Genomic DNA, 21,177 nt, shown 5'->3' with positions numbered 1-21,177 from the left:
CTCTCTAGCAAACACGATCCGATGGAGACGAACATGATCGAAGTCTACGCCTTTGCCACACCGAACAGCATCAAGGTACTGGTTGCGCTCGAGGAACTCGGCCTCGCCTATGACCTCAAGGCAGTCAATGTCCGAAAGGGCGGACAAAGGGAAGAGGCTTTTCTTTCGCTCAATCCGAACGGCAAGGTACCGGTCCTGATAGATGATAACCTTGTCCTAACGGAAAGCGCCGCCATCCTCGTTTATCTGGCGGAAAAAACCGGCCGGTTCCTGCCAACCCGCGGAGCAACTCGCGCGCGCGTCTTCGAACAGCTCTTCTTCCACGCCTCGGCCCTGAGCCCCGCATTCGGCAATGCTGGTTTCTTCAAACGCTCCTCGCCCGAGCCACAGCCAATCGCCGAAGCACGTTTCACGGCCGAAGCGGAGCGGATCCTCGGCCTGCTCGACAATAAGCTTTCCACACAGGCCTTCGTTGCAGGCGACGAATTCACGATCGCCGACATAGCCCACTTCGGCTGGCTGTGGCGCCGGCAGTTTCCCGGCTTGACCCTCGACAGTCATCACAATCTTTCACGCTGGTACGAGGTTGTAATGGCGCGTCCGGCCATCCAGCGGGCCATCGCTCGTGTCGAAAGCCTCCTACCCACCGCCTGACCTTACTCTCCCGTCATTTCCATACAGACCAACAGGAAAACCACCATGTCTCAATTTGAATCCTACAAGAACAGCTTCTCGAATGCTCGCCTGACCCGTTCGCCGAGCGGCGTTCTCGAAGTCACCTTCCACACAGACGGTGGCAAACTCGTCTTCGACGGCCATACCCATGAGCAATTCGTCGACCTCTTTCACCAGATCGGGTCCGACCCCGAAAACCGCGTTGTCATTCTCACCGGCTCGGGCGACGCCTTCATGGATGCGATCAGCCCCGAAGGCTTCGACTTCTTCTCACCGCGCGGCTACGACAAAATCTATCGTGAGGGCAAAAAGGTCCTCATGAATATCCTAGATATTGAAGTGCCAATGATTACTGCGTTGAACGGACCGGTCCTTTTGCATTCGGAATATGCGTTGCTGACGGACATCATCCTTGCCACACCGGATACAGTGTTTCAGGACAAGCCGCATTTCGACTTCGGCATTGTCCCTGGCGATGGCGTCAATCTATTGTGGCCGGAAGTAATCGGCAGCGTCCGAGGCAGGTATTTCATCCTCACCCGCCAAATGCTCGATGCGCAAACCGCCAAAGATTGGGGCGTCGTCAACGAGATCGTTCCAGCCGACAAGTTGTTGGACCGGGCCCATGAGATCGCCGAAGGTATTGCAGCCCTACCACCACTGACCAGTAGCTATACACGCATCGCGCTGACCCAGAAGCTGCGCCGGATCATTGATGAAGGTGTTGGCTACGGACTGGCCCTGGAAGGCATCAGCGCCGCCGAGGTTGCTCGTTCAATGGCCGCCAACGGCTGATCCCAAAACGCCGTTTGATTGGCGCCGAACGGCAATGCCTAAGTGGAAGGATTAAGCACGGTGCGCCCGATGCCAGCACGCCATCATCGAACTGGCCGGCCCGCAGACTGTCGGCGAGTTCCGATAGGCACCCACCTTGCCCGTCGTCGGTCGACATGCCGCCGCCACATCCCATCGGAAAATATTAACAAGAAGGACGATAACCATGACACTTCAAGCCAAACTGGACGCTTTCAAAGCCGATTTCGAAGCTGGCAAGCCACCCTATAAGGTCCCTTATTCAGTCATCGAAACCATGCGTCGCGCCACAGCCGAACTGATCGCTTCGGGCGCAGCTGAGCGAGCCCTGAAGGCCGGAGACAAACTGCCTGCCTTTAACCTTTCCGACCCCGAAGGCAAGGCAGTTTCCTCCTCAGATTTGCTTGCCCGCGGACCACTGGTCATAAGCTTTTATCGCGGCGTCTGGTGCCCATACTGCAACATGGAGCTCCAGGCCCTTGAAGAGGCGCTGCCGAAATTCCGGGAACTGGGCGCAAGTCTCGTCGCCATCTCGCCGCAGAACCCGGTCAACAGCCGCAAGTCAGTGCGCCAGAACAACCTGACATTTCCGATCCTGTCGGACCCGAACAACGAGGTTGCAGCTGCCTTTGGCCTGCGCTTCGAACTGCAGGACTACCTGGTCGATCTCTACAAGTCGCTCAAGAACGATCTGCCAGCCTTCAACGGTGATCCAAGCTGGACCCTGCCGATGCCCGCCCGCTACGTCGTCGGCCAGGACGGAATAATCCTCTACGCCGAGGTGAACCCGGACTACACCCACCGCCCGGAGCCGGAAGACATGGTGCCAGCACTGCACGTCGCAGCAGGCCGCACCCCTGCCTGATCCGTTCAACCAGTAATGGCCCTGCTTCTTCGGAGGCGGGGCCGGGAGATTTTTTGATGAATAGAACATTCCTGATCACCGGTGCCAGCAAGGGCATCGGTCTGTCTGTCGCACACCGCCTGGTCCATCAGGGGCATAAGGTAATCGGCGTTGCCCGCAATGCAACCGACGGCTTTCCCGGCGATCTTCATTTGCTAGATCTATCCAACCCCGCCGCCAGCGACGAGCTTGCTACCATCGCACGCGAAAATCAGATCGACGGCGTTATCAACAACGTAGGTCTCGTTCGGGCGGAACCGCTCGGAGATATTAGGGTCGAGACACTTGAAGAAGTTATGCGTGTAAATCTGCATCCGGCGCTCGTTGCCGTGCAAGCAGCACTTCCAGCCATGCGTACACAAGGCTGGGGACGCGTCGTCAACATCTCCAGCCTCACTGTCCTTGGTAGCGTGCAGCGGACCAGCTACGCGGCGGCGAAGGCGGCGCTCGTCAGCTTCACTCGAAGCTGGGCCCTCGAACTCGCTACGTCCGGGATCACGGTCAATGCCGTTTCGCCAGGACCAACGGAAACAGAGCTTTTTCGGACAAACAATCCCATCGGCAGCGGTGGCGAAGCCCGGTACCTGTCAGGCGTTCCGATGGGGCGTTTTGGCAAACCGGAAGAAATAGCCGGAGCAATCAACTACCTGCTCTCTGACGAAGCCGCGTTTATCACCGGGCAAACACTTCATGTCGATGGCGGGGCGTCGATCGGGAAATCCGCGATCTAAAGCAATAAGAAACAGGCCAAGGCAGTTCCCGGGCCCGCTCCAAATTTCCCGAAAAAAGCAGCGGCATCATCGCTCGTATCTGTTCAGCAAACGCCTCTCACGGCTACCTTGACAGGGCCTGCGATACCCTTTCAGAGAGGCACTCAAACTTGGGGGGCGATGTTCCAGGGCAGGAGTTCGTCGATCTGATTGACCGGATGATCTGCAATACGGTCGAGGATGACAGCGGGATATTTTCGCAGGTCAAGCTCCTGCATCTTTGCTGTTTGTTCTCGCTACGCTCGCTCAGCTTCGCGAACAATCAGGCTGTAAATCGCTACTACCCGATCACCTCCGGCATCAGAACCGGCGAACATCCCAGTGCGGCATCCAAGTGCGGCGACCGTTGACAATGTTATCACTGCATCTGTCAGCTAAATCTCGATTTCCCGGGCTGTTCGGAAACACCGTTCCCTCTTGCTCCTAAAATCCGGTCATTCACTCTCTCCTGCGAGGTAGCTCTGACTTCTGGCTGTACGCTTACAGAGCATCACCCAGGAACCCGGATAAGCCGGTTTCGCCTATAAAGCAGCGCAATGCTGTCAACGGCGGCCACCAACGGGATTAAGCGCCCTGCCTGCTTCCAAAATGGCCGTAATGTCGATCCGGCGGAAAATCCTGTCACAAGTTTTTTCTGCACCTAAGTGATTGAAGACGGGTTCGTTTTCTTAAAATCGGGCATCGATCTTAGTTTCTCCAAACATCAGCATGAAGAAGTAAATTTTTGCCCCATGTGTTGAGTTTACACGGTAGCCGCACGAAGTGACATGTATGAATACGGCGTCCAGTCCATAACCGCGGCAAAACTGCTAAAGCTCCGTCTTTAACACCAAAGAGGACTCAAACAGGATATCAGGTCATTTGCGGCGGCGGGGTTGCGGCCGGGGCGCCCATATTCATCGCCACGTCGCGCCCGCCATAACCTTCGATCAGGGCATCCTGATCCGCAAAGGCCAAGTCGTTCATCGCGGCGGGATCACAGATGGCCTTCAGCTCCGCATAAAGATCATCAAGGATCTGTTTACAGGCCGGGTCTGCGGCCCGGTTTTCGGTTTCCTCGGGATCGTTGGCAAGGTCGAAAAGCTCCGGCTCGAAACCGTGATAATGGATCAGTTTCCAGCCTCCCTTGCGCAGCATATAGCAGGCCGAGACCGCACCGACCGCGTGATATTCGCTGAAAACCACACGGTTGGGGTCCTCGGGTTCCGATGCGATATCGTAAAGCGAGCGGCCCGGTCGATCGCCTTCCAATGTCGCGCCAAAATGGCTGACGATGGTTTCCGACACGTCAAGCAAACTGACGGGCGTGGCGCAGACCGACGGTTTGGCGCCCGGCTCGGCCACGATCAGCGGCACGGCGACCGATTCCTCATACATGTTTGACTTGCCCCACAGGCCACGCGCCCCCACATTGTCGCCGTGATCGGAGGTATAAATAATGGTCGTGTCCTCAAGCAGGCCTTGCGCTTGCAGCGCGGCAACGATCCGGCCAACATTATTGTCCATCCAGGTACAAAGCGCGTAATAGCAGGCCCGGGCCATTTGCCGTTCGGCCTCGTCTTTCATCGCGATGTCGCCGGCAAGGGCGGTATCCTGCTTGGCGACCCAAGGATGATGAACGTAGCCGTCGCGCGGATGCAGTTTCAACGGCGGCAGGTTGTCGGTCGGATAAAGATTGAGATAATCCTGTGGCACGATCAGCGGAAAATGCGGCGCGACGAGACCGACATAAAGACACCACGGGTGTTGGTCTTCTGTCGCGGCGGCCAGCCATTCCTCCGTGCGTTCGACAACAGAGGTATCATACCGGGTATAATTGCTTTCGCCCGGACCAATATAATCGCCCAGCATGCGGCCGTCCTTTACCACGCGCTCGTCCTCGCGCCGGATGGACCCCCAAACCATGCCATGCCCGCCAGCCACCTGCATCGGGATATGCTCGACATCGAAACCAGCCGGGTCCTCGGCAGCGCGATAATGCAGCTTGCCAATCGATTCAACCCGCGTTTTCTGGTCCTGTAACGCATGGCCCCAGCCGCGCGGCTTGCCGGTATAGGGCATGGCATTATCCCAAAGCCGTATGTCATGAACGTAACGGCCCGAGGCAAAGGCGGCACGGGCTGGCACACAAATCGGCGAGGGCGTGTAAGCATTGGAAAACCGCACGCCGCGCGCAGCCAGCGCATCAAGATTTGGCGTTTTCACGAACGACCCTGCGCACCCCATCGCCTGGGGTTGGTGTTCATCCGACATGATGACGAGAAGGTTCCTGGAACGGGTCATTATGGTCAGTCCTCGGTGCTGGATGTCTCAAGAAAATCAATGGTGTCGGCGGCCTCCGCGAGAGCGTGGATCGCCGGAAAAATCACCGCGCGCTGTTCGGGCGTAAGCGCTGCCATCAGGTGCCTCTGACGGGCGTCAAGTTCGGGGGCGAGACGGTCATGCGCGGCCTGCCCCTTGGCCGTCAGCGCGATTTCGAACTGGCGCTGATCCCCTTCATTGGGAAGGGTCAGGATATAGCCCTGCGCGACCAAGGCGTTCACCGTCTTGCTGAACTGGCCTTTGTCAATGCCGGTACTTTTGCGAACAGCGGTCGAATTCCTGGCAACGCCCGCAGCAACGATGCGGATAATCCGCCATTGGGGCAACGTCAGATGCCCGTGTCGCGCGATAATACGGCGCGCCTGAGCGGCCAGCCGGGTGCTAAGCTGGGTGATCTGAAACGGCAGCAACAGGTCAATGTCGAAACCGCCTTTCACTGGTCCCTTTTTCGTTGGCATGGTTTTCCTCCCTGGTCACACAGGCTGCCCTCAGGAAAGTGGACATGTCAACCTTATTCGTTGACATGTCCACTTTCGTCTGCAAACCTGATCGCAATCAGGGAGGAAAAAATGAAAAAATTTCTAAACCCGCTCGCACTGGCGGCAGCACTTTTATCACTACCCCTTTCCGCACACGCAGAAGGCTGGACACCCCCGGGCCCCATCAAGCTGATGATCGGTTTCGCCGCCGGCGGCGGGGCCGATACCCAGGCCCGATTGATCGCACAGGCAATCGAAAACAAATATGGCTGGAAGATCCTGCCCGAGCAGGTCACCGGCAATGGTGGCCTCAACCTTGCCAAGCAGCTCATAAAAGAACCTGCCGACGGCACCGCAATCGGTATGGTCGTGACGGAAACGCTGACCTACAGCGCCTTGGCCGCACAGCAGCCCGGCCTGACCGCCAAGAACTTTACTCCGCTGGCGTCAACCGTGGAATTTCAGACCGGGCTTGTCGCCATGAAGGGCGGCGCCTTTGACAGCTGGAACAAGATCAAAGCGGCGGCCAAGGCTGGCACGCCGATCCGTTTCGGCGTTGCGACGGACCGCTGGGCTGACGTGACCTATCTTTTAGGCAAGGCCGACGGGATAGATTTCAACATTGTCCAGGTCAAGGGCGGTGCCGGCGTCATGAACGGCCTGCGCGGCGGCGATCTCGACCTTGGCTGGGTCGCAGGGGCACAAGGAAAACCGGTACAACAGGGCGAAATGGTCAATGTTGCCAGTGCTGTGTCGCACAAGCTGGCAGACTCACCCAACGCACCGCTTATCACGGATCTGGGCAGTAAATATTCACTGGACGGTTACTTCATGTTCATAGCACCCAAGGGGCTTGCCCCGGAAGCGCGCAAGGCAATCGGCGATGCCATCGCCGACGTGCTGAATGATCCCGCAACGCAGGCCCATGCTTTGGTCGTCAAAAGCTTTGGCGGACCCGCCGTTCTGACCGGCGCGGCGCTGAATGACAAGCTAAACACGCTGATGACAGAATCAAAAGACCTGCTTGCCACCGCCTCGGCCAACTGAGCCGAGAAGGCAGGCAGGGGCCGTTCGCCCCGGAAAGGGAATGGACATGCGACGTATGAATACTGACGTGGTGCTTGGCCTTGGCGTGGTCATGGTCGCCCTACTGGCGATCTTCGCCTGGGTGCCGGACGACACCGCGACCGGGCTGATCGTAAAACTGCGCGGGCGGGTCTCTATTGGGGATGCGCTTGCACCTACCGCCGCCTTCGTCCTGATGGTCGTGGCCGGATTTCTTATCGTCTTTGAAGGTCGTGGAAAAAAAGGGCTTCCACACCTGTCCCTTGCCAATCTGCGGTTTGTGGGGCTGTTCCTCGCATTGTTTCTTGTATCGGTGATCCTGATGCGCTGGACCGGCCCCGTTCTTGTCGGGCTGGCGCACATGGTCGGCAGCACCGACCACAGCTATCGCGACCTGCGAGATACCGCGCCCTGGAAATATACAGGCTTCGTTACCGGGGGCACCTTCCTGGTGACGATGCTGATTTCGTTAATTGAGCATCGTCTGAGCTGGCGTGCCCTGCTCATCGGGTTGGCGGCAACCGCACTGCTGATCTTGATCTTCGACGTCCCCTTCCCTGACCTTCTGCTGCCCCCGAATGGTGACGTATGACCGAGATTCTTCACTATATCTGGCTTGGTATCCTCGCCGTATTCGAAGGGCATCCTCTATTCACACTCGCCGGCATCGCGATCCCGGCCGCCCCGGTGATGGTTCTGGGCGGCCTTTTAACCGGCATCGCCGTCGGGGCGACACCGGGTCTGGCCGGGCCGATGGCAATGGCGATTGCTTTGCCAATCCTGATTTCCGTCTTCGGTTTCACCCCCGATGCCCTGTTGCCGGTTTTCGGCTTTCTGATCGGCATTATGAAAGGGGCAACGGTGGGTGGCGCCGTGCCCGCGATCCTGTTCAATATGCCCGGCACGCCAGATTCCGTGATGACCACGCTCGATGGTTATCCAATGGCAAAGGCCGGTCAGCCGCGCCGGGCCCTGCGCATCGCACAACTTTCATCAGTGACCGGCGATACCTTCTCGGACCTCGTGCTGTTTGTTTGTGCGCCTTTCCTCGCTGTCGCGGTCGAGGCCTATCTTGACCTTCCCGAAAAGACCGCCCTTCTGATCCTGTCTATTTCGTTCATTGCGGCGGTTATAGGCAATTCAAGGGGCAAGGGGCTGTTATCGGTCGCACTGGGGCTTATCGCCGCCTTTGTCGGAACGGGACAGGCCCTCACCCCGCGGCTGACATTCGGGGATGCAGATCTCTCAAGCGGCTTTTCGATGGTCTCGGCGGTCCTTGGCGTTCTGATCATCGGGGAAATCCTCATCGGGATTGAAGGTCTATGGCGCGAAAGCCGCTTTGGCAAAAAGGACGAGAAAGTCCCGCATGACCCGGCCAAAGACGACCTGCAACCCGGCGATATCCGCCGTATCGCCCCCTATGTCGCGCGTTCTGCCTTCATTGGTACAATCATCGGCGCACTACCGGGTATCGGCTCCACCCTTGCGGCGACGCTGGGCTACACCCTGGGGGCACGGCGGCATTTCAAACGCAGCAAGCCCGGCGACACCCCCTTTGGCGAGGGCGCACCCGAAGGGATCGCCGCGACCGAAGCCGCCAATTCTGCGGTTTCCGGGGCCAACCTGATCCCGGTGCTGTCGCTGGGCATTCCCGGCAACGCTGCGGCGGTTTTCCTGATCCTTGCCGCCGACAGCATCGGCGGTTTTAATCCCGGCCCGCAAGTCTTCCACTTCACCGCCCCGCAGGTAAACCCGGAGCTGGTGACCGCTTTCGGCATTTTTACCCTGATGTCGATCGGCAATATCCTGAACTGGACCATCGGCGGCCGCTTTATGCGATCGATGGGGATACTGACCCGCATCCCCGGACCAATCCTGCTGCCCGTGGTGTTACTGGTCACGCTGACGGCGATTTACGTTCAGCAGACCTCATTCTTCGCGCTTTGGGTGACCTTGGGCTTCGGCGTTCTTGGCTATGTGTTCCGACGCAGCGGTGTCCCTGTCCTTCCCTTCGTCATTGCATTCATTCTTGCAGGACCACTTGAACAGAACGCGCGAGAAGCCTTCTCGGCGACAGGGGGAGACCCGTGGTTTTTGTTCCACAGCGCCACCTCAATTGCTTTGATATTGGCCGCGATCGCGTCGGTCCTGTTCCTTGGACGCAAGCAGGTAAAACGGTAGAAGCATCGCAAATCACCGCTATCCAGCCATCCTTGTTGTTTGCGTTATGTGACGTGAACGACAAGGATGTGGCGCATCTTCAAGAAGCTGAGCCCTGCGTATGTTCGACACGCTAAGCGTTGTTCGGTTTTTGAAATTTTTTGATCAATCATCTAAAGTCGATTTCGTCTTAGGCTCGGCAGCGTTGGAGTGTTCTTTTGCCACTCTAAAGCGTCATCTGGGGGCTTTGCCTAAAGCCCGTGAAACAACCAACGTTGAAGATATATTAGAAAAATAATAACTAATTGATTGCGGGGTTCTGTCAACTGATCGGGCCAAATGCCGAAAATATATATTGGAGGCAGAATAGGATGTCAGAAGATGGTTTTAGAAAGTTCGCTGTACAAGTCAGAGAACACTTTATTGGAGACCGTCTGCAAATGCATTTTGGAGGAAGCTGGGGAAACTTATGGGGACGATGATCTTCCCAAATTATATAAGTTGCCAGCCAAGGTGCTGGTCCTTTCCATCCCCCCGCATACCGAACAGCCTTTCAAGTCAATCCTTGGTGGAACCCAAAGCATAATTTGATGCGCTGTAGTTCACTCTACCAGCTTTCTAAGATGCGGTGCTTGCCTGAAGCTTTTTTCGATATGATTTCGCCATGAAGAGCCGTTCTCCTGCGCTTGATGATAAGCATCGAACAGGTCACCAGGCCGGGTCTCATGGAGAATTTCCATCAGGAGCGTAGCTTGCATCAGATCTTTCCTGGATTTCAACAAGCCTCTATCGGCGCGTCGGGACGCCACGATCAGTTTGTGGATTGCGTATCTTTCAGGCCTGGGGATCTTCACCAGAACACCATCCCGATACAACAACGCTGCATCAATCGCATCTCTTAAAAGGAAGTTGAGATAATGCAGCGATTGAGCATTTACTTTCAGTGCCTGAAGGTATTTGACCCCCTCAGTCTCATCAAAGGACGGGGTGAGAAACTCTACCTCACCAACAGAGCTATTGCTGTGATTTATCCACCTCCAGGTATTTCGGGAATCCAGGGATGGCGCCGCGTCATAACCAAGCGCTTTCAAGGCAGAAGGAATGTCTGGTATGGCAACATCGTCAACAGCAATCGAGAACCTCTCGAAGCTTGCAATATCGAGATCCTTTGTGCCAACTGCATTGCTTGAATCAAAACGCACCCCAAGTTCCAGCTCGTAGGCACGGAATGCGTTCGTACCGATCAATGCTCCGCCTAAACGAAACGTGCCTGAAGCCGAAAGGGCGAACAAGACTTTGCCGGTTGAAACATCGGGCGAAAGAACTCGCTCGGTCCTCAATTTTTTGACAAGGTCAGAACGAGCTTTTCTGCGATTATCGCGCTTTTTCTTCAGTTCATTCATGTCTGACAGGCGTTCTAGTAGTTCGTCGGTTTTCAGGCCGATGAACTTTTGGACCGTTTTTCCGCCAATACGATAATTGTCATAAAGATAGACCCGATTGCCCTTTTTTTTCTCAAGAACAGACCCTCTGATTTCAGAAACTTCTTCATCCAGAAGCAACGAAATCAAATCGTAGTACCACCCTTGTGCTGCCATTGAGAGGCTTGAATACTGGGCCATGATCTTACCACACGAAATAATGTTTGTGTGGTAAGATAGATTGTTCTTATCGAAAACTCAATACCACACAAACATTATTTCGTGTGGTATACGTCTTTGTACTTGCAGCTACCCGAAGACTGAGCCTGGAGATATGCCATCGATGGACAAGACTTATTGTTTAAGATGTCACGCTCCCGGCGTCGCGCCAACTCCTGCTTCAATCGCCTGATCCAGGCTGATTGGTCATCCTTTGCCGCGCCGCCGGGAGACGCTTAATATTGCTTCCCCCAAACATAAAGAGAATGAGTGCTGACGCTCAATCGTTGCTAAACATCACGAACGGAATGTCCCCGCTCGGTAATCTGGTTGATCGCGTCAATCTTGAAATCTTCGGTAAACGGGGGGCTTCATAATCCTCTCCTTGTCCTCATTTTTAAGGGCAAGGTATCTACAAATCTCGGCTCTATTCAAATTGCGGCCATTGGCTGCTAGCACCCAAGAACCTATCGGGATAACCCGCTGTCATACAGACTCTTTTCCAGACTGATCTGCTCTTTGTTTGACGGAACCGGCCACCGCTAGCATCAAGTGCGCCAACAAGCGCAATAATTGGCGTATGGCTGCTGAACGGAAAAGGGTCGCATCAAACTGCCTGTCTTCCCAAAGCACCCTTGCAGCCGGATGTCGCCAGCGTATATGCAACAACCTCGCTAAAGAGCCGCCTAAACCACACCTGCCCCTCATCGGCAAGATCGAGCCGACGATAAAGCATTGAAATTGGTTCAACCGGCACTTGCAGTGGTGGGGAGAAGACCTGCAGTCCATATAGACGTTCCATGCAACGCCCGATGGTCTCCGGGATCGTCGCAATTGCAGGGATTGATTGCAACAACGGCGCCACAGCAGCATAGCGCGAGACGCTTGCGACAATATCTCGCCTTCTGCCGCTCGCATTCTCGATCAAAGATTCGACATCCGTCGTTAGGTTCCCTTCGGATGAAACGACAACATGTGGCGCATTTGCGTAAGTCGCCAGACTTACCGGCGTTCGCAGATTTATTTGCTTTTCGTCGTATACACAAAGCAAATGCTGATCGAACAAGTGTTGTCGGACGTGCCAGGAGGCTGGCTCATTATGCACAGCAACGCTGAAATCATAAGCTCCTTGTTCAAGCAACTGCACTGAATCACGTTTCGATGCAGCGATTGCCACGACCCGTGCTCCCGGGGCTTCTTCCCGAAGGCGCGCAGCTAGCGGGCCCAAGAAAACCATCTCCAGATTGTCACACATGCCGATACGGAATTCACCGCACCATGTGGCAGGATCAAAAGCTGTCGGAGGGCGAACCGCCCTTTCAATGCCTGCCAACGCATCTTCAATGGCAGGAGCAATCGCCAATGCTCGCGCAGTTGGTTGCAACCCTCGTCCCACGCGCACGAATAATTCGTCTCCAAGTGTAACGCGCATACGTTTCAACGCCGTGGACAGACCAGGCTGACCAATCAGCAAACGTTCAGCCGCACGGCTGACGTTCCTTTCCTCCATGAGCACGGAAAAAGCGTGCAGGAGATTAAGATCAAGGTTTCGAAGGGTCGTATCTCTTATCTTCATTAGAGATACCTATCATAGCTACTATCAATTTGAAAATGGGTTTTGCCTGGTCCATATATCGGTCAATCAATATCTCATTAATCGCACTGCAACGCAGTAGCCTGAGACTCTGTGAAAGATATTCGACATGATCAGACAGTTTGCATACTCATCTTCACTTGCCGCGTTCGTAGCAATAGCTTCGCTGGGAACACCTACGCTTGCGCCGCCGGCAAATGCCGCAGCACAGATGCAACGGACCCAGGCTCCAGGATATTACCGTCTCATGGTTGGATCCTTCGAGGTGACGGTGGTGAGTGATGGAACTCTTGACTTGCCCGTGGACAAACTACTTTCCGGCTCCGGGAAAAACACTCGCGCATTGCTGGCTGCATCCCATCTTGGTGTTCCCGTTGAAACCTCATTCAACTCTTACCTCATCAATACCGGAAAGCGTTTAATTCTCATCGACGCTGGCGGCGGAGCTTTGTTCGGACCCAGGCTGGGCAAACTTGTCGAGAACATGAAGGCGGCCGGGTATAAGCCGGAACAGGTCGACGACATCATGCTAACCCATCTTCATCCCGATCATGTGGGTGGACTTGTAAAGGAAGGCGCCGCAGCCTTTCCAAATGCAACTGTTTATGCCGACCGCCACGATTCCGAGTTTTGGCTGTCTGAAACGAACAAGGCAAAAGAGGGCGACCCCGACGGCTTCTTCGCGGGCGCAATGGCGTCACTCAAGCCCTACGTGGAAAGTGACCGCTTCAAGGCCTTCGACGGCAACACCCAATTTCTGGAAGGCATCTCCGCGACCTCCGCTTACGGTCATACGCCTGGCAGTGTCGTATACAAAGTGGAGAGCAAAGGCGAACGGCTGCTGGTTATCGGCGACCTGATCCATGTTGGCTCCGTGCAATTTCCAAAGCCAGATGTGACAATCGCGTTTGACAGCAACCACGACCAAGCCGCAGAAACCCGTCGCGCCCTGTTTGAACACGCAGCACAGTCGGGCGTACTTCTCGGGGGTGCACATCTTGCCTTTCCGGGACTTGGTCGAGTACGCGCAAGGGAAAATGGCTATGATTGGATCCCGGTAAACTATTCGGCCGGGTATTGAGAGGGTCAAAATAGCAATTCTTGATGATTATCAGGATGTCGCGCTGGAAAGCGCAGCTTGTTTTCCTGCCGTCATACTCGCCGGCCTTTAACCCGATCGAAATCGCTTTCTCAAAGCTCAAGGCCCTCCTGAGAAAGCAGTTGCCAGAATTGTCAATGAACCATGGTCCATCGTTGCGGCCTCCCTCGCAGCGTTCACGCCAGAGGAAGACAGAAGCCAATTCGCAGCAAGAAGTATGTCGAATCTGCTCTGGCCATTTCTGGGGTCGACGATTTTCGATAAATCCCTCAATCAGCTCGGGGGAGTGCGCATCATCATTGCGCACTCCATCCGCTTAGCATGAACCGCTACGAACACCGCGGGAAGCAACGCACATATAATTTTTGTGCGCAGGCTTCCTCGATAATGCCCTAAAGTCGTTAGAAAAATGTGACTTGTGGTTAGAAATCAAACGAGGTCGAAATTAGAAAAGTGCGTGGCGCCCCGCGAGAAATTCCCGAAACCTGACCAGTAGACGCCGAAGACCAGTAATTCAGCCCCAATACGTTTTCAACACTGGCCCGCAGGACAATCGGGTTACTATCAGGACGGTCAATTTCGTACCGGGCACCAATATCAAGACGTGTCCAGTCGGGCAGTTTTTGCATGTTCGCGGCATCGGCATATTGTTCACCCGTATGGATAATCCGACCCGAAACACTCAGCCCTGATACCAACGCAATATCCTGTTCCAGTCCCAGTACGGCTTGCCAGTCTGGGACACCAATGGGCTGGTTTCCGTCAACCATTCCCCCGGCCGATCCCGTTAGAATGGCGTCATAAACTGTTACGCCACCAAGGACACGAAGATCGTCACGGAGTTCTCCTTGCAATGTTAACTCGACCCCGCGATTGCGCTGTTCGCCATCCAAACCATAATGATTGGTGGCAGCATCGGTAATGCCGGTGGGCTCGTGAATAGCAAAATAAGCAAGTTGCCCGGCCCATTTGTCTGCATCGTATTTTATGCCCATTTCAACCTGACGGGAAACGACAGGGGCAAAAACCTCGCCTGCATTTGTCGTACCCGCCGGAGCTGACGGCCCTTGCTGGAGGGATTCTGCATAATTGCCGTAAACAGAGATATCCGGGCGAACGCGCCAAACAGCACCTATCGCTGGCGTCAAGCGTGTTTCATCATAGCTTGATTTTTGTTGCCCGCTGGTCGCGTTATACCCCTTTGTCACAATACGTTGCGAACGTGCCCCAAGGGTAAGCAAAAAACGATCATCAGCAAAACCCAGGGTATCGGCGACAACCACACTGGTAAAACGGCTTTCTGTGGTTTTACCAATTTTATCCAGGGTCAGTTCCGATCCCGATGCTGGCCCGGCAAAAGCCACCGGCGCATAAATATTCGAGCTGCCGCCAATCCCCAAATTGGCAAAACCCGCCTTCAAATCCAGGTCCCAAACGGATGTCGCCACAACAAGGTCGTGTTTTACCGGCCCCGTATCGAAATGGTTTTTTAAGCCAGCTTCGGCATAGCGATGATTTCCACCCGATGGAAAGCTGGTGCCGCCAACGGAAAAGTCCCCGTTTGACTGCAAGTTTGACGGAAAGGCAATTGTCCCCTCTGTCTCGGTATGGGCGTAGCCCAGTTTGGCATATCCCGTTGTTACAACAGAAATGTCGTACTCGCCGCGCACAGCGACGAAATAATCCTTGCTATCAAAACCGGCCCAGTCCTGTGACAGGTTTATTGTGCTATCGGGGGCGTCGGGCACATTTGCGCCGGGTGCGAGACGAAAGGCCCAGTCCGGGTTTTCGGTATGGCTTTTCTGATAGCCCATATCCGCCGAAAGACGCAGCCGGTCGCCTTGATAATCCAGCCCCAGCGTCGCAGACCCCAATCTCTCACTTTGATCATCGACAGCCAAATCACCATCGCGGAAAGTAAGATTGGTTCTTGCCCCAAATGCGTTGTCTTTGCCAAAACGCTGCCCCATATCCAGGCTGATCGATGGTTGTGCATCTGAGCTGTAACCAAGGGTTAACCGCCGCGTTGGTTCATCTTGCGCCCGTTTGGGAACCACATTGATGCTACCGCCAACGGCACTGCCAACCACCACGCCGTTGAGGAAGGTATCTGGCCCCTTTAACAGTTCGAACCGTTCAAAATTTTGCGGCACAATACGTTGTTTGGGTAACATGCCCGGCATTCCATCCAGCAGCACATTATAGGTAAAGTAATCAAAGCCACGAATTCGAAACACATCGCGGTAGCTGCTTCGCGGGAATGTCTGGGAAACAGACGCATCATTTATCATCACGTCACTTAAACTGCGCGCCTGTTGGTCCTGCGCCAATTGGGACGTAAAGGCCCGCGTACTAAAGGGTGATTCAAGATCGCCCCGATTGCCCAAAATACCCAACCCGGCCCCCGCCGCGACCTGCCCGCCAGGATAAACAGGCGTAAGATTTGACTTCTGCCTATCCACTTCAATCACAATCGGCTTTAATTCCACGGCGTTGTCTTGTGCAATGGCAGAAACGGGATCAGAAAAACAAAGGACAGCCCCCGCCCATACAGCAGGAGGCACTGCCGCAAGCAGGTGCTTATTGTTACGAAAATTCATTTTATTGGCCCTTATCGCGCCGTCGCCGCCCACATGCGGTGCGACTATCGGCTGGGTACTTCCCCTAAAAGTTGGCAACACCCCATAAATCGCTGTCGGCTGACAGGGATGTGCCGCTATATCGCGATGGGGCGATAAGGGGGATCACGCACCGAGCGCAAAAGAACAATGCGCGGCAGGTAACATTGGGCCTTTGCCGATTTCAAAAACGGCATTGTGTAAAATTCAACAGGGCCAATCATTGTGACAAAATTGGCGGGAACCGCTGAATGACTGATCACGGACCAGCCACAGAGCGTTTGTGGATCCGGCGTATTTGAATTTTTCTGTGCCGGATGTGACGTCGCGTTCACATGTCCAATGATTTCCACCGGGCCGTGGCCCGAACAAATCACAATACGCATGCCACCATCGCTGGCGGGAACCGGCATGGTGCCGGGCGCAACAAGGGAAAGAACAAAAAATGGCACAATCAGAAGAACGCGGATCACGACATGCAAAGCCTTAACCTTGCCTGGCCATATTCCAGCCTGCCGTAATTCTGATTTATGCGACGTCAACCACGTCTCCTGTTGGTCTGAATGTCGGACATTGTCACAAACAATCTGCTGCGGAATTGACAAATATCAGCCCACCGCAACAAATCAGCCATTTACGGTCAATGATGACGGCGCATTTAAAAATGAATAACCCCGGTTAGGGATGATGCGGGGTAATGCGTTAAACAGCCTGGCGTTAAGAATTTTCCATAATGCAAAATTGTTTTTCTTCATCCTGGCGGGACGAATGACCTCTCAAATATCAAGTTCTTATCTTAACCATAAAGATTTCCGCCCCTAACGTGCTTGCCGCTTAGAACCGCCGTTTGAGGCAATACATGCAGGAAACCGGCAGGCAAAAAAAACATGAAAGTTCCCGTTTTTCGCGCGTGATTGACGTTTCACATTGTCTAACGGCGAGGGCTGTTGCCAAGTAAGCCGACGACCTTGTCAACGCTTCCGGAGAAGACACATGGATGAAACCATTAACCGCCGCACTTTCATGACCCTTGCTGCGGCGGGAGGGATGGCAGCGGCCATTCCCGCAACGGTCCCCAATATTGCCCACGCAGCAATCGAGGAAGAACATCCAAAACACATGATGGAACTTCCCGCAGATGCGCCAACCGTCGCGATATTGGTGCATCCGAAAATGGTTGCGATTGACCTTGTCGGGGCGATGACGGTGCTTAAAATTCTTCGCTGCCGGATTTTCCTGGTCTGGAAGGATAAAACCCCGGTGCCAACCGAACTCGGCATTCCAGTTCCACCGACACATACATTTGCCGAATGTCCCCGCGATCTTGATGTATTGCTTGTGCCAGGCGGCACCATGGGAACAGTTGCCTATATGAACGACCCTGAGGTCATCAATTTTCTGGCCGATCGCGGGTCCCGCGCGAAATGGGTGACAGCTTTTTGTACCGGTGCCATAACGCTTGCCGGGTCTGGGCTGTTAAACGGTTACAAAGCCACGACATTTTGGCCGCTTACCCGTTTTCTACCGCTTATGGGCGCAACATATGTGAATGACCGCGTTGTTGTTGACCGCAACCGCATTACCGCAGGCGGCCCCACAGCAGGAATTGATTTTGCCCTGGTTATTGCCACCAAATTAAAAGGCGAAGAAGCCGCCCGCCGGGTCGCCCTTATCCTGGAATATGCCCCCAAACCCCCATTCCATAATGGCACACCAGAAGAAGCAGGGCCCGAGCGCACAAAGGCAGCTCTTGACGGCCGTGTCTGGATGGATGGGCAGGTCGAAAAGCAGGCCAAAATCGCCCAAAAACGTTTGGGAACATAAATCGAAACGATCTCGTTATTTTGCCCTTGATAAAGGCCGGTCGCGGTGCCGCCCGGCCTTTAATCTTTGCCTCTGTCGTTCTCCTTGCTTGCCTTTTGTCCAATCCGTGAAACGCAGTTGCAATTCTGCCGACGCCAGAGCACACCCGCCATAATAATACCCGCAAATCGTCCTCTGGGAACAAGTGCGACTTGATCTTTTGATGACGGATTTAAAGCGATTTGCGGGCTATGGAAACGACATTAATTTAATATAAACATGCACTTTCAAGCTGTGAAGGCGGTGGGAGATCCAGAAGGATAAAGTAAGTCTTATTCTTCTCTCAACGCGTTTGGGTGTGCCCATTATTGGTGACAGACTTCAAAACTCACTAATACCAGACACTACATTCGATTTGGCACCTGCGTTCCCAAGATCGTCGGCAACATTACGAAAATTGCCGCAAATTCTCGAACATACCGTGCGGCCTCGTCACGAACGCTGGTACGTGACTATAACTACGTTATAAAGCGCAACCAGCCCGCATGTCCGGGAATTCTCTTGTCGGGATTGCACCGGAACCGACCTTCGAGCCGGTGGAACGGGCCGAGGAGCTGCTCAAAGAGGGCGGAGTGCCGATCAGCGAGATCGCGCCTTTTACCGCCCGATGAGTGATGAAATTCATCTGCCGCCGCAAGATGCCTTTGGCAGCCCATATGACTATTACGCAACCGCGCTTCATGAGCTTGGCCATGCCACCGGCCATCAATCCAGAATGGCTCGCGAGTTCGGGCCGTTTGGCTCGGAAGTCTATGCCAAAGAGGAACTGCGCGCCGAGATTGGCAGCTACATGCTGAGCACCGAACTGGGCCTTGGCCATTATCCGGAGCGCCATGCCAGCTATGTCAAAAGCTGGATGCGCGCCATCAAGGAAGATCGCAACGTTCTCTTCACCGCTGCACGTGATGCCGAAAACATCAAAAGCTGGATCATGGAACCGGACATGCGCGAGCAGCTCAAACCGGTTCTGGCGCAAGACAAGCGCAAGGAGGCCGCCAACATGGTCACGAAAAACAGAATTGTACCCGAACACAACGAAGACATCCCGGGCTGGAACGAAAAGGAGGTCAAGCAGAACTGGCTGCTGCATGCTGGCCGGCTTGAAAACTTGATCAACATGGATATCGAAAGAATGATCGAGGCCAAAAATGCCTTTGATCAGATCGATATCGCCGGACAAGGCTCTGGCGATCCGGCCATCCGCGAACGCGCAACACGGCAACAGCAGGAAGCCTTTGCCCGCATGGCCAAACCGGCAGAGTCCTCCTCGCGGTGTGCCGAACTGCTTTCGGTGATGTATGACGCCCATCCTGATCAGGATCATTTTAAACCGCGCCGGCCTGACTGGTTCATTCCCGCCGATCAGCGCTCAAACGATCTGGCCAAAAGCCTCGGCACGGATCCGGCGCAGAGGGTTGCGGATCGGGTCTTTGAGCGGCAGGCGGAAAACACGGCGGTCAAGATCAAATCAGACTGGATGCTGCATGCCGCCCGTCTTGACGGCCTGCCCGATACCGAGGCCCGGGCCTTGAATGACGCCGGGGCCGCGTTCAAACGCATCGATGTCTGGTGGCAATATTCTGATGATCCCGACAAGAAAGAACGGTCCTTTAACCAGGAACGGGAAACCTTCTCGACCATGGCCGAGCTCGCAGGCCGGTCTTCCAAACATGCCGAACTGCTCTCGGCCATGTATGACGCCCATCGCGATCAGGACTATTTTAAACCGCTGCGCCCGCAATGGTTCGTCCCGGAAGCACAACGCACCAGTGACCTGATCAAAAGCCTCGGTGCCGATCCGGGACAGACGATGGCGGAGCGGTTCATCGCCGAGCAAAAACAGGCCCGGCAGGAAAGCCGGGCGGCAGCGCTGGCCGCAACGGCAACGGTGGCACCAGCCCCCCAGCCCAAAGAAGATATGGCAAATGATCTCGCCCCGGGGACAGAACCAAATACCTCAAAGAAACGCCATTACCTGAACGTGCCTTACAGCGAAAAGAACGATGCCAAGGCGCTCGGGGCCAAGTGGGATCGCCGCGCCAAGTCCTGGTATGTCCGCGACGATGCCGATCTCAAACCCTTTGCGCGCTGGAATGAAACAACAACCAAACCGCCACAATCCCGGATGCGCCCGGAAGAAGAGTTTGCTCTCGCCTGTCGGGAAAACGGTCTGGTGATTGACGGCCTGCCGACAATGGATGGCAAATGGCATCGGGTGTCGGTGGAAAGCGACCGCAAGGGCCAGAAAAGCGGCTCCTATCGCGGCTTTATCGAGGGCATTCCGGCCGGCAATATCGTCAATTACAAATCCGGAAACGATCCAGTGAAATGGGTCAGCGCGGCGGCCGAGCGCAACCCGGCCGAGATTGAACGCAGCAAGGCCGAAGCTGCCGCCCGCAAGGCGCAAATGGAAGAAAACCTCAAGGCGCAATACAAGCAAGTGGCCAAACGCGCCTATGCCATGGTTCAGGGGGCCGATACGGCCAGCGGAGATCATGTCTATTTGCAACGCAAGCAGGTCAGTGGTGAAACGCTGAAAGAAGACATTCAGAACAATCTGTTGATGCCGATGACAAATGCCAAAGGCTTCATCGAGAATGTCCAGGTCATCACGCCCGATGGCAGCAAACGCTTCCTTAAGGATGGCCGCAAAACCGGGCTGATGCACATGATCCCGGGTACAAAGAAAGGCCCGATCCTGATTGCCGAAGGATATGCCACTGGCAAAAGCCTCAATATGGCAACCGGCTATCAAACCGCGATTGCGATGGATAGCGGCAATCTCGCCTCGGTCGCCGAAGCCCTGCAAAAAGCCTTCCCCGACCGGCCTTTGATCCTTGCTGCCGATGATGATCACGGGGTCGAGGCCAAACAGGGCATCAATCCCGGCCTCAAAGGAGCCGAACGGGCCGCCGCCCGGGTGGAGGGGGCTGTTATTCGTCCCAACCTCTCCCAAGCCGAAAAACAGGCGGGCCTGACAGATTATAACGATCTGCATGTCGCCCGGGGCATCGACAGCCTGGCCAAAACCGTCAAACAGCAGATCAAGGAACTGGGTCTGACGCAAAAGGTGCAAAAGGCCCGGACCCTGCCTGCCCCCAGACAACAACAGCGTCACCAGGGCCAGCAAGTGGCGATCTAACGCTCAACCAACATGACCGGCACCAAATTGATA

At 55.0% G+C, this 21,177-nt stretch carries 18 protein-coding genes and 1 pseudogene; 12 read left to right on the top strand and 7 right to left on the bottom strand.

Going from position 1 to position 21,177, the window contains the following annotated elements; all coding sequences use genetic code 11:
- Positions 1–33: 33 nt before the first annotated feature.
- From J4E05_RS16540 to J4E05_RS16525, 4 genes are all read left to right on the top strand, one after another.
- Positions 34–654 carry a glutathione S-transferase family protein gene (locus J4E05_RS16540; RefSeq protein ID WP_349597708.1) on the top strand — a complete coding sequence of 207 codons (621 nt, stop codon included), beginning with the start codon at positions 34–36 and terminating at the stop codon, positions 652–654.
- A 45-nt stretch (positions 655–699) separates the two neighbouring features.
- A complete protein-coding gene (locus tag J4E05_RS16535) occupies positions 700–1,470 on the top strand; it encodes an enoyl-CoA hydratase/isomerase family protein (RefSeq protein WP_349597705.1) in 771 nt (256 codons plus the stop codon).
- Positions 1,471–1,675: 205 nt separating this feature from the next.
- Positions 1,676–2,353 carry a peroxiredoxin-like family protein gene (locus J4E05_RS16530; protein WP_349597703.1) on the top strand — a complete coding sequence of 226 codons (678 nt, stop codon included), beginning with the start codon at positions 1,676–1,678 and terminating at the stop codon, positions 2,351–2,353.
- Between the two features lie 56 nt (positions 2,354–2,409).
- Positions 2,410–3,123: an SDR family oxidoreductase gene (locus tag J4E05_RS16525; RefSeq protein ID WP_349597700.1), complete on the top strand. Its 714-nt coding sequence runs from the start codon at positions 2,410–2,412 to the stop codon at positions 3,121–3,123.
- Positions 3,124–3,266: 143 nt separating this feature from the next.
- Here J4E05_RS16525 and J4E05_RS16520 read toward each other — a convergent pair whose 3' ends face one another.
- From J4E05_RS16520 to J4E05_RS16510, 3 genes are all read right to left on the bottom strand, one after another.
- Positions 3,267–3,380 carry a transposase domain-containing protein gene (locus J4E05_RS16520; protein ID WP_349597697.1) on the bottom strand — a complete coding sequence of 38 codons (114 nt, stop codon included), beginning with the start codon at positions 3,378–3,380 and terminating at the stop codon, positions 3,267–3,269.
- Between the two features lie 634 nt (positions 3,381–4,014).
- Positions 4,015–5,445: a sulfatase family protein gene (locus J4E05_RS16515; protein WP_349597695.1), complete on the bottom strand. Its 1,431-nt coding sequence runs from the start codon at positions 5,443–5,445 to the stop codon at positions 4,015–4,017.
- Between the two features lie 5 nt (positions 5,446–5,450).
- Positions 5,451–5,942 carry a MarR family winged helix-turn-helix transcriptional regulator gene (locus J4E05_RS16510; RefSeq protein WP_349597692.1) on the bottom strand — a complete coding sequence of 164 codons (492 nt, stop codon included), beginning with the start codon at positions 5,940–5,942 and terminating at the stop codon, positions 5,451–5,453.
- Positions 5,943–6,053: 111 nt separating this feature from the next.
- On the opposite strand from J4E05_RS16510, the gene J4E05_RS16505 reads away from it, so the two are divergent.
- The 4 genes from J4E05_RS16505 (at position 6,054) to J4E05_RS24100 (ending at position 9,779) form a co-directional block, all read left to right on the top strand.
- The gene (locus J4E05_RS16505; RefSeq protein WP_349597691.1) at positions 6,054–7,010 is read left to right on the top strand and encodes a tripartite tricarboxylate transporter substrate-binding protein; all 957 of its coding nucleotides are present in this window, start codon (positions 6,054–6,056) and stop codon (positions 7,008–7,010) included.
- Positions 7,011–7,065: 55 nt separating this feature from the next.
- On the top strand, positions 7,066–7,620 hold the full coding sequence (locus J4E05_RS16500; RefSeq protein WP_349597688.1) for a hypothetical protein: 555 nt from the start codon (positions 7,066–7,068) through the stop codon (positions 7,618–7,620).
- Positions 7,617–9,209 carry a tripartite tricarboxylate transporter permease gene (locus J4E05_RS16495; RefSeq protein WP_349597685.1) on the top strand — a complete coding sequence of 531 codons (1,593 nt, stop codon included), beginning with the start codon at positions 7,617–7,619 and terminating at the stop codon, positions 9,207–9,209. The genes J4E05_RS16500 and J4E05_RS16495 overlap by 4 nt, the downstream gene beginning before the upstream one ends.
- 318 nt (positions 9,210–9,527) lie before the next feature.
- Positions 9,528–9,779, top strand: coding sequence for an abortive infection family protein (locus tag J4E05_RS24100; RefSeq protein ID WP_503012350.1), 252 nt, complete (start codon positions 9,528–9,530; stop codon positions 9,777–9,779).
- An 11-nt stretch (positions 9,780–9,790) separates the two neighbouring features.
- On the opposite strand, the gene J4E05_RS16490 is transcribed toward J4E05_RS24100, so the two are convergent.
- Positions 9,791–10,810: a nucleotidyltransferase family protein gene (locus J4E05_RS16490; protein ID WP_349597682.1), complete on the bottom strand. Its 1,020-nt coding sequence runs from the start codon at positions 10,808–10,810 to the stop codon at positions 9,791–9,793.
- Between the two features lie 625 nt (positions 10,811–11,435).
- Complete coding sequence (locus J4E05_RS16485) at positions 11,436–12,404, bottom strand: LysR family transcriptional regulator (RefSeq protein ID WP_349597679.1); 969 nt, start codon at positions 12,402–12,404, stop codon at positions 11,436–11,438.
- Positions 12,405–12,531: 127 nt separating this feature from the next.
- On the opposite strand from J4E05_RS16485, the gene J4E05_RS16480 reads away from it, so the two are divergent.
- Together J4E05_RS16480 and J4E05_RS16475 are read left to right on the top strand one after the other, a co-directional pair.
- Positions 12,532–13,503 (top strand): MBL fold metallo-hydrolase, encoded by a 972-nt coding sequence (locus J4E05_RS16480; RefSeq protein ID WP_349597676.1) that lies wholly within the window; start codon positions 12,532–12,534, stop codon positions 13,501–13,503.
- Between the two features lie 50 nt (positions 13,504–13,553).
- A pseudogene (locus tag J4E05_RS16475) lies at positions 13,554–13,652 on the top strand (transposase); the annotation flags it as partial.
- A gap of 291 nt (positions 13,653–13,943) precedes the next feature.
- Here the strand turns inward: J4E05_RS16475 and J4E05_RS16470 are convergent.
- Positions 13,944–16,010: a TonB-dependent receptor gene (locus J4E05_RS16470; protein ID WP_349597673.1), complete on the bottom strand. Its 2,067-nt coding sequence runs from the start codon at positions 16,008–16,010 to the stop codon at positions 13,944–13,946.
- Between the two features lie 227 nt (positions 16,011–16,237).
- Positions 16,238–16,681 carry a hypothetical protein gene (locus tag J4E05_RS16465; protein WP_349597670.1) on the bottom strand — a complete coding sequence of 148 codons (444 nt, stop codon included), beginning with the start codon at positions 16,679–16,681 and terminating at the stop codon, positions 16,238–16,240.
- Between the two features lie 451 nt (positions 16,682–17,132).
- Here J4E05_RS16465 and J4E05_RS16460 point away from each other — a divergent pair, with 451 nt between their 5' ends.
- Both J4E05_RS16460 and J4E05_RS16455 read left to right on the top strand, forming a co-directional pair.
- Positions 17,133–17,963 (top strand): DJ-1/PfpI family protein, encoded by an 831-nt coding sequence (locus J4E05_RS16460; RefSeq protein ID WP_349597668.1) that lies wholly within the window; start codon positions 17,133–17,135, stop codon positions 17,961–17,963.
- Between the two features lie 646 nt (positions 17,964–18,609).
- Positions 18,610–21,144: a zincin-like metallopeptidase domain-containing protein gene (locus J4E05_RS16455; protein ID WP_349597665.1), complete on the top strand. Its 2,535-nt coding sequence runs from the start codon at positions 18,610–18,612 to the stop codon at positions 21,142–21,144.
- Positions 21,145–21,177 lie beyond the last annotated feature (33 nt).

The sequence above is a fragment of the Thalassospira sp. NFXS8 genome (assembly GCF_040148805.1).
In the GTDB taxonomy this organism is placed as follows: Bacteria; Pseudomonadota; Alphaproteobacteria; order Rhodospirillales; family Thalassospiraceae; genus Thalassospira.
The sequence above is the reverse complement of the archived record's forward strand: the minus strand, read 5'-3'. Positions and strand labels throughout refer to the sequence as shown.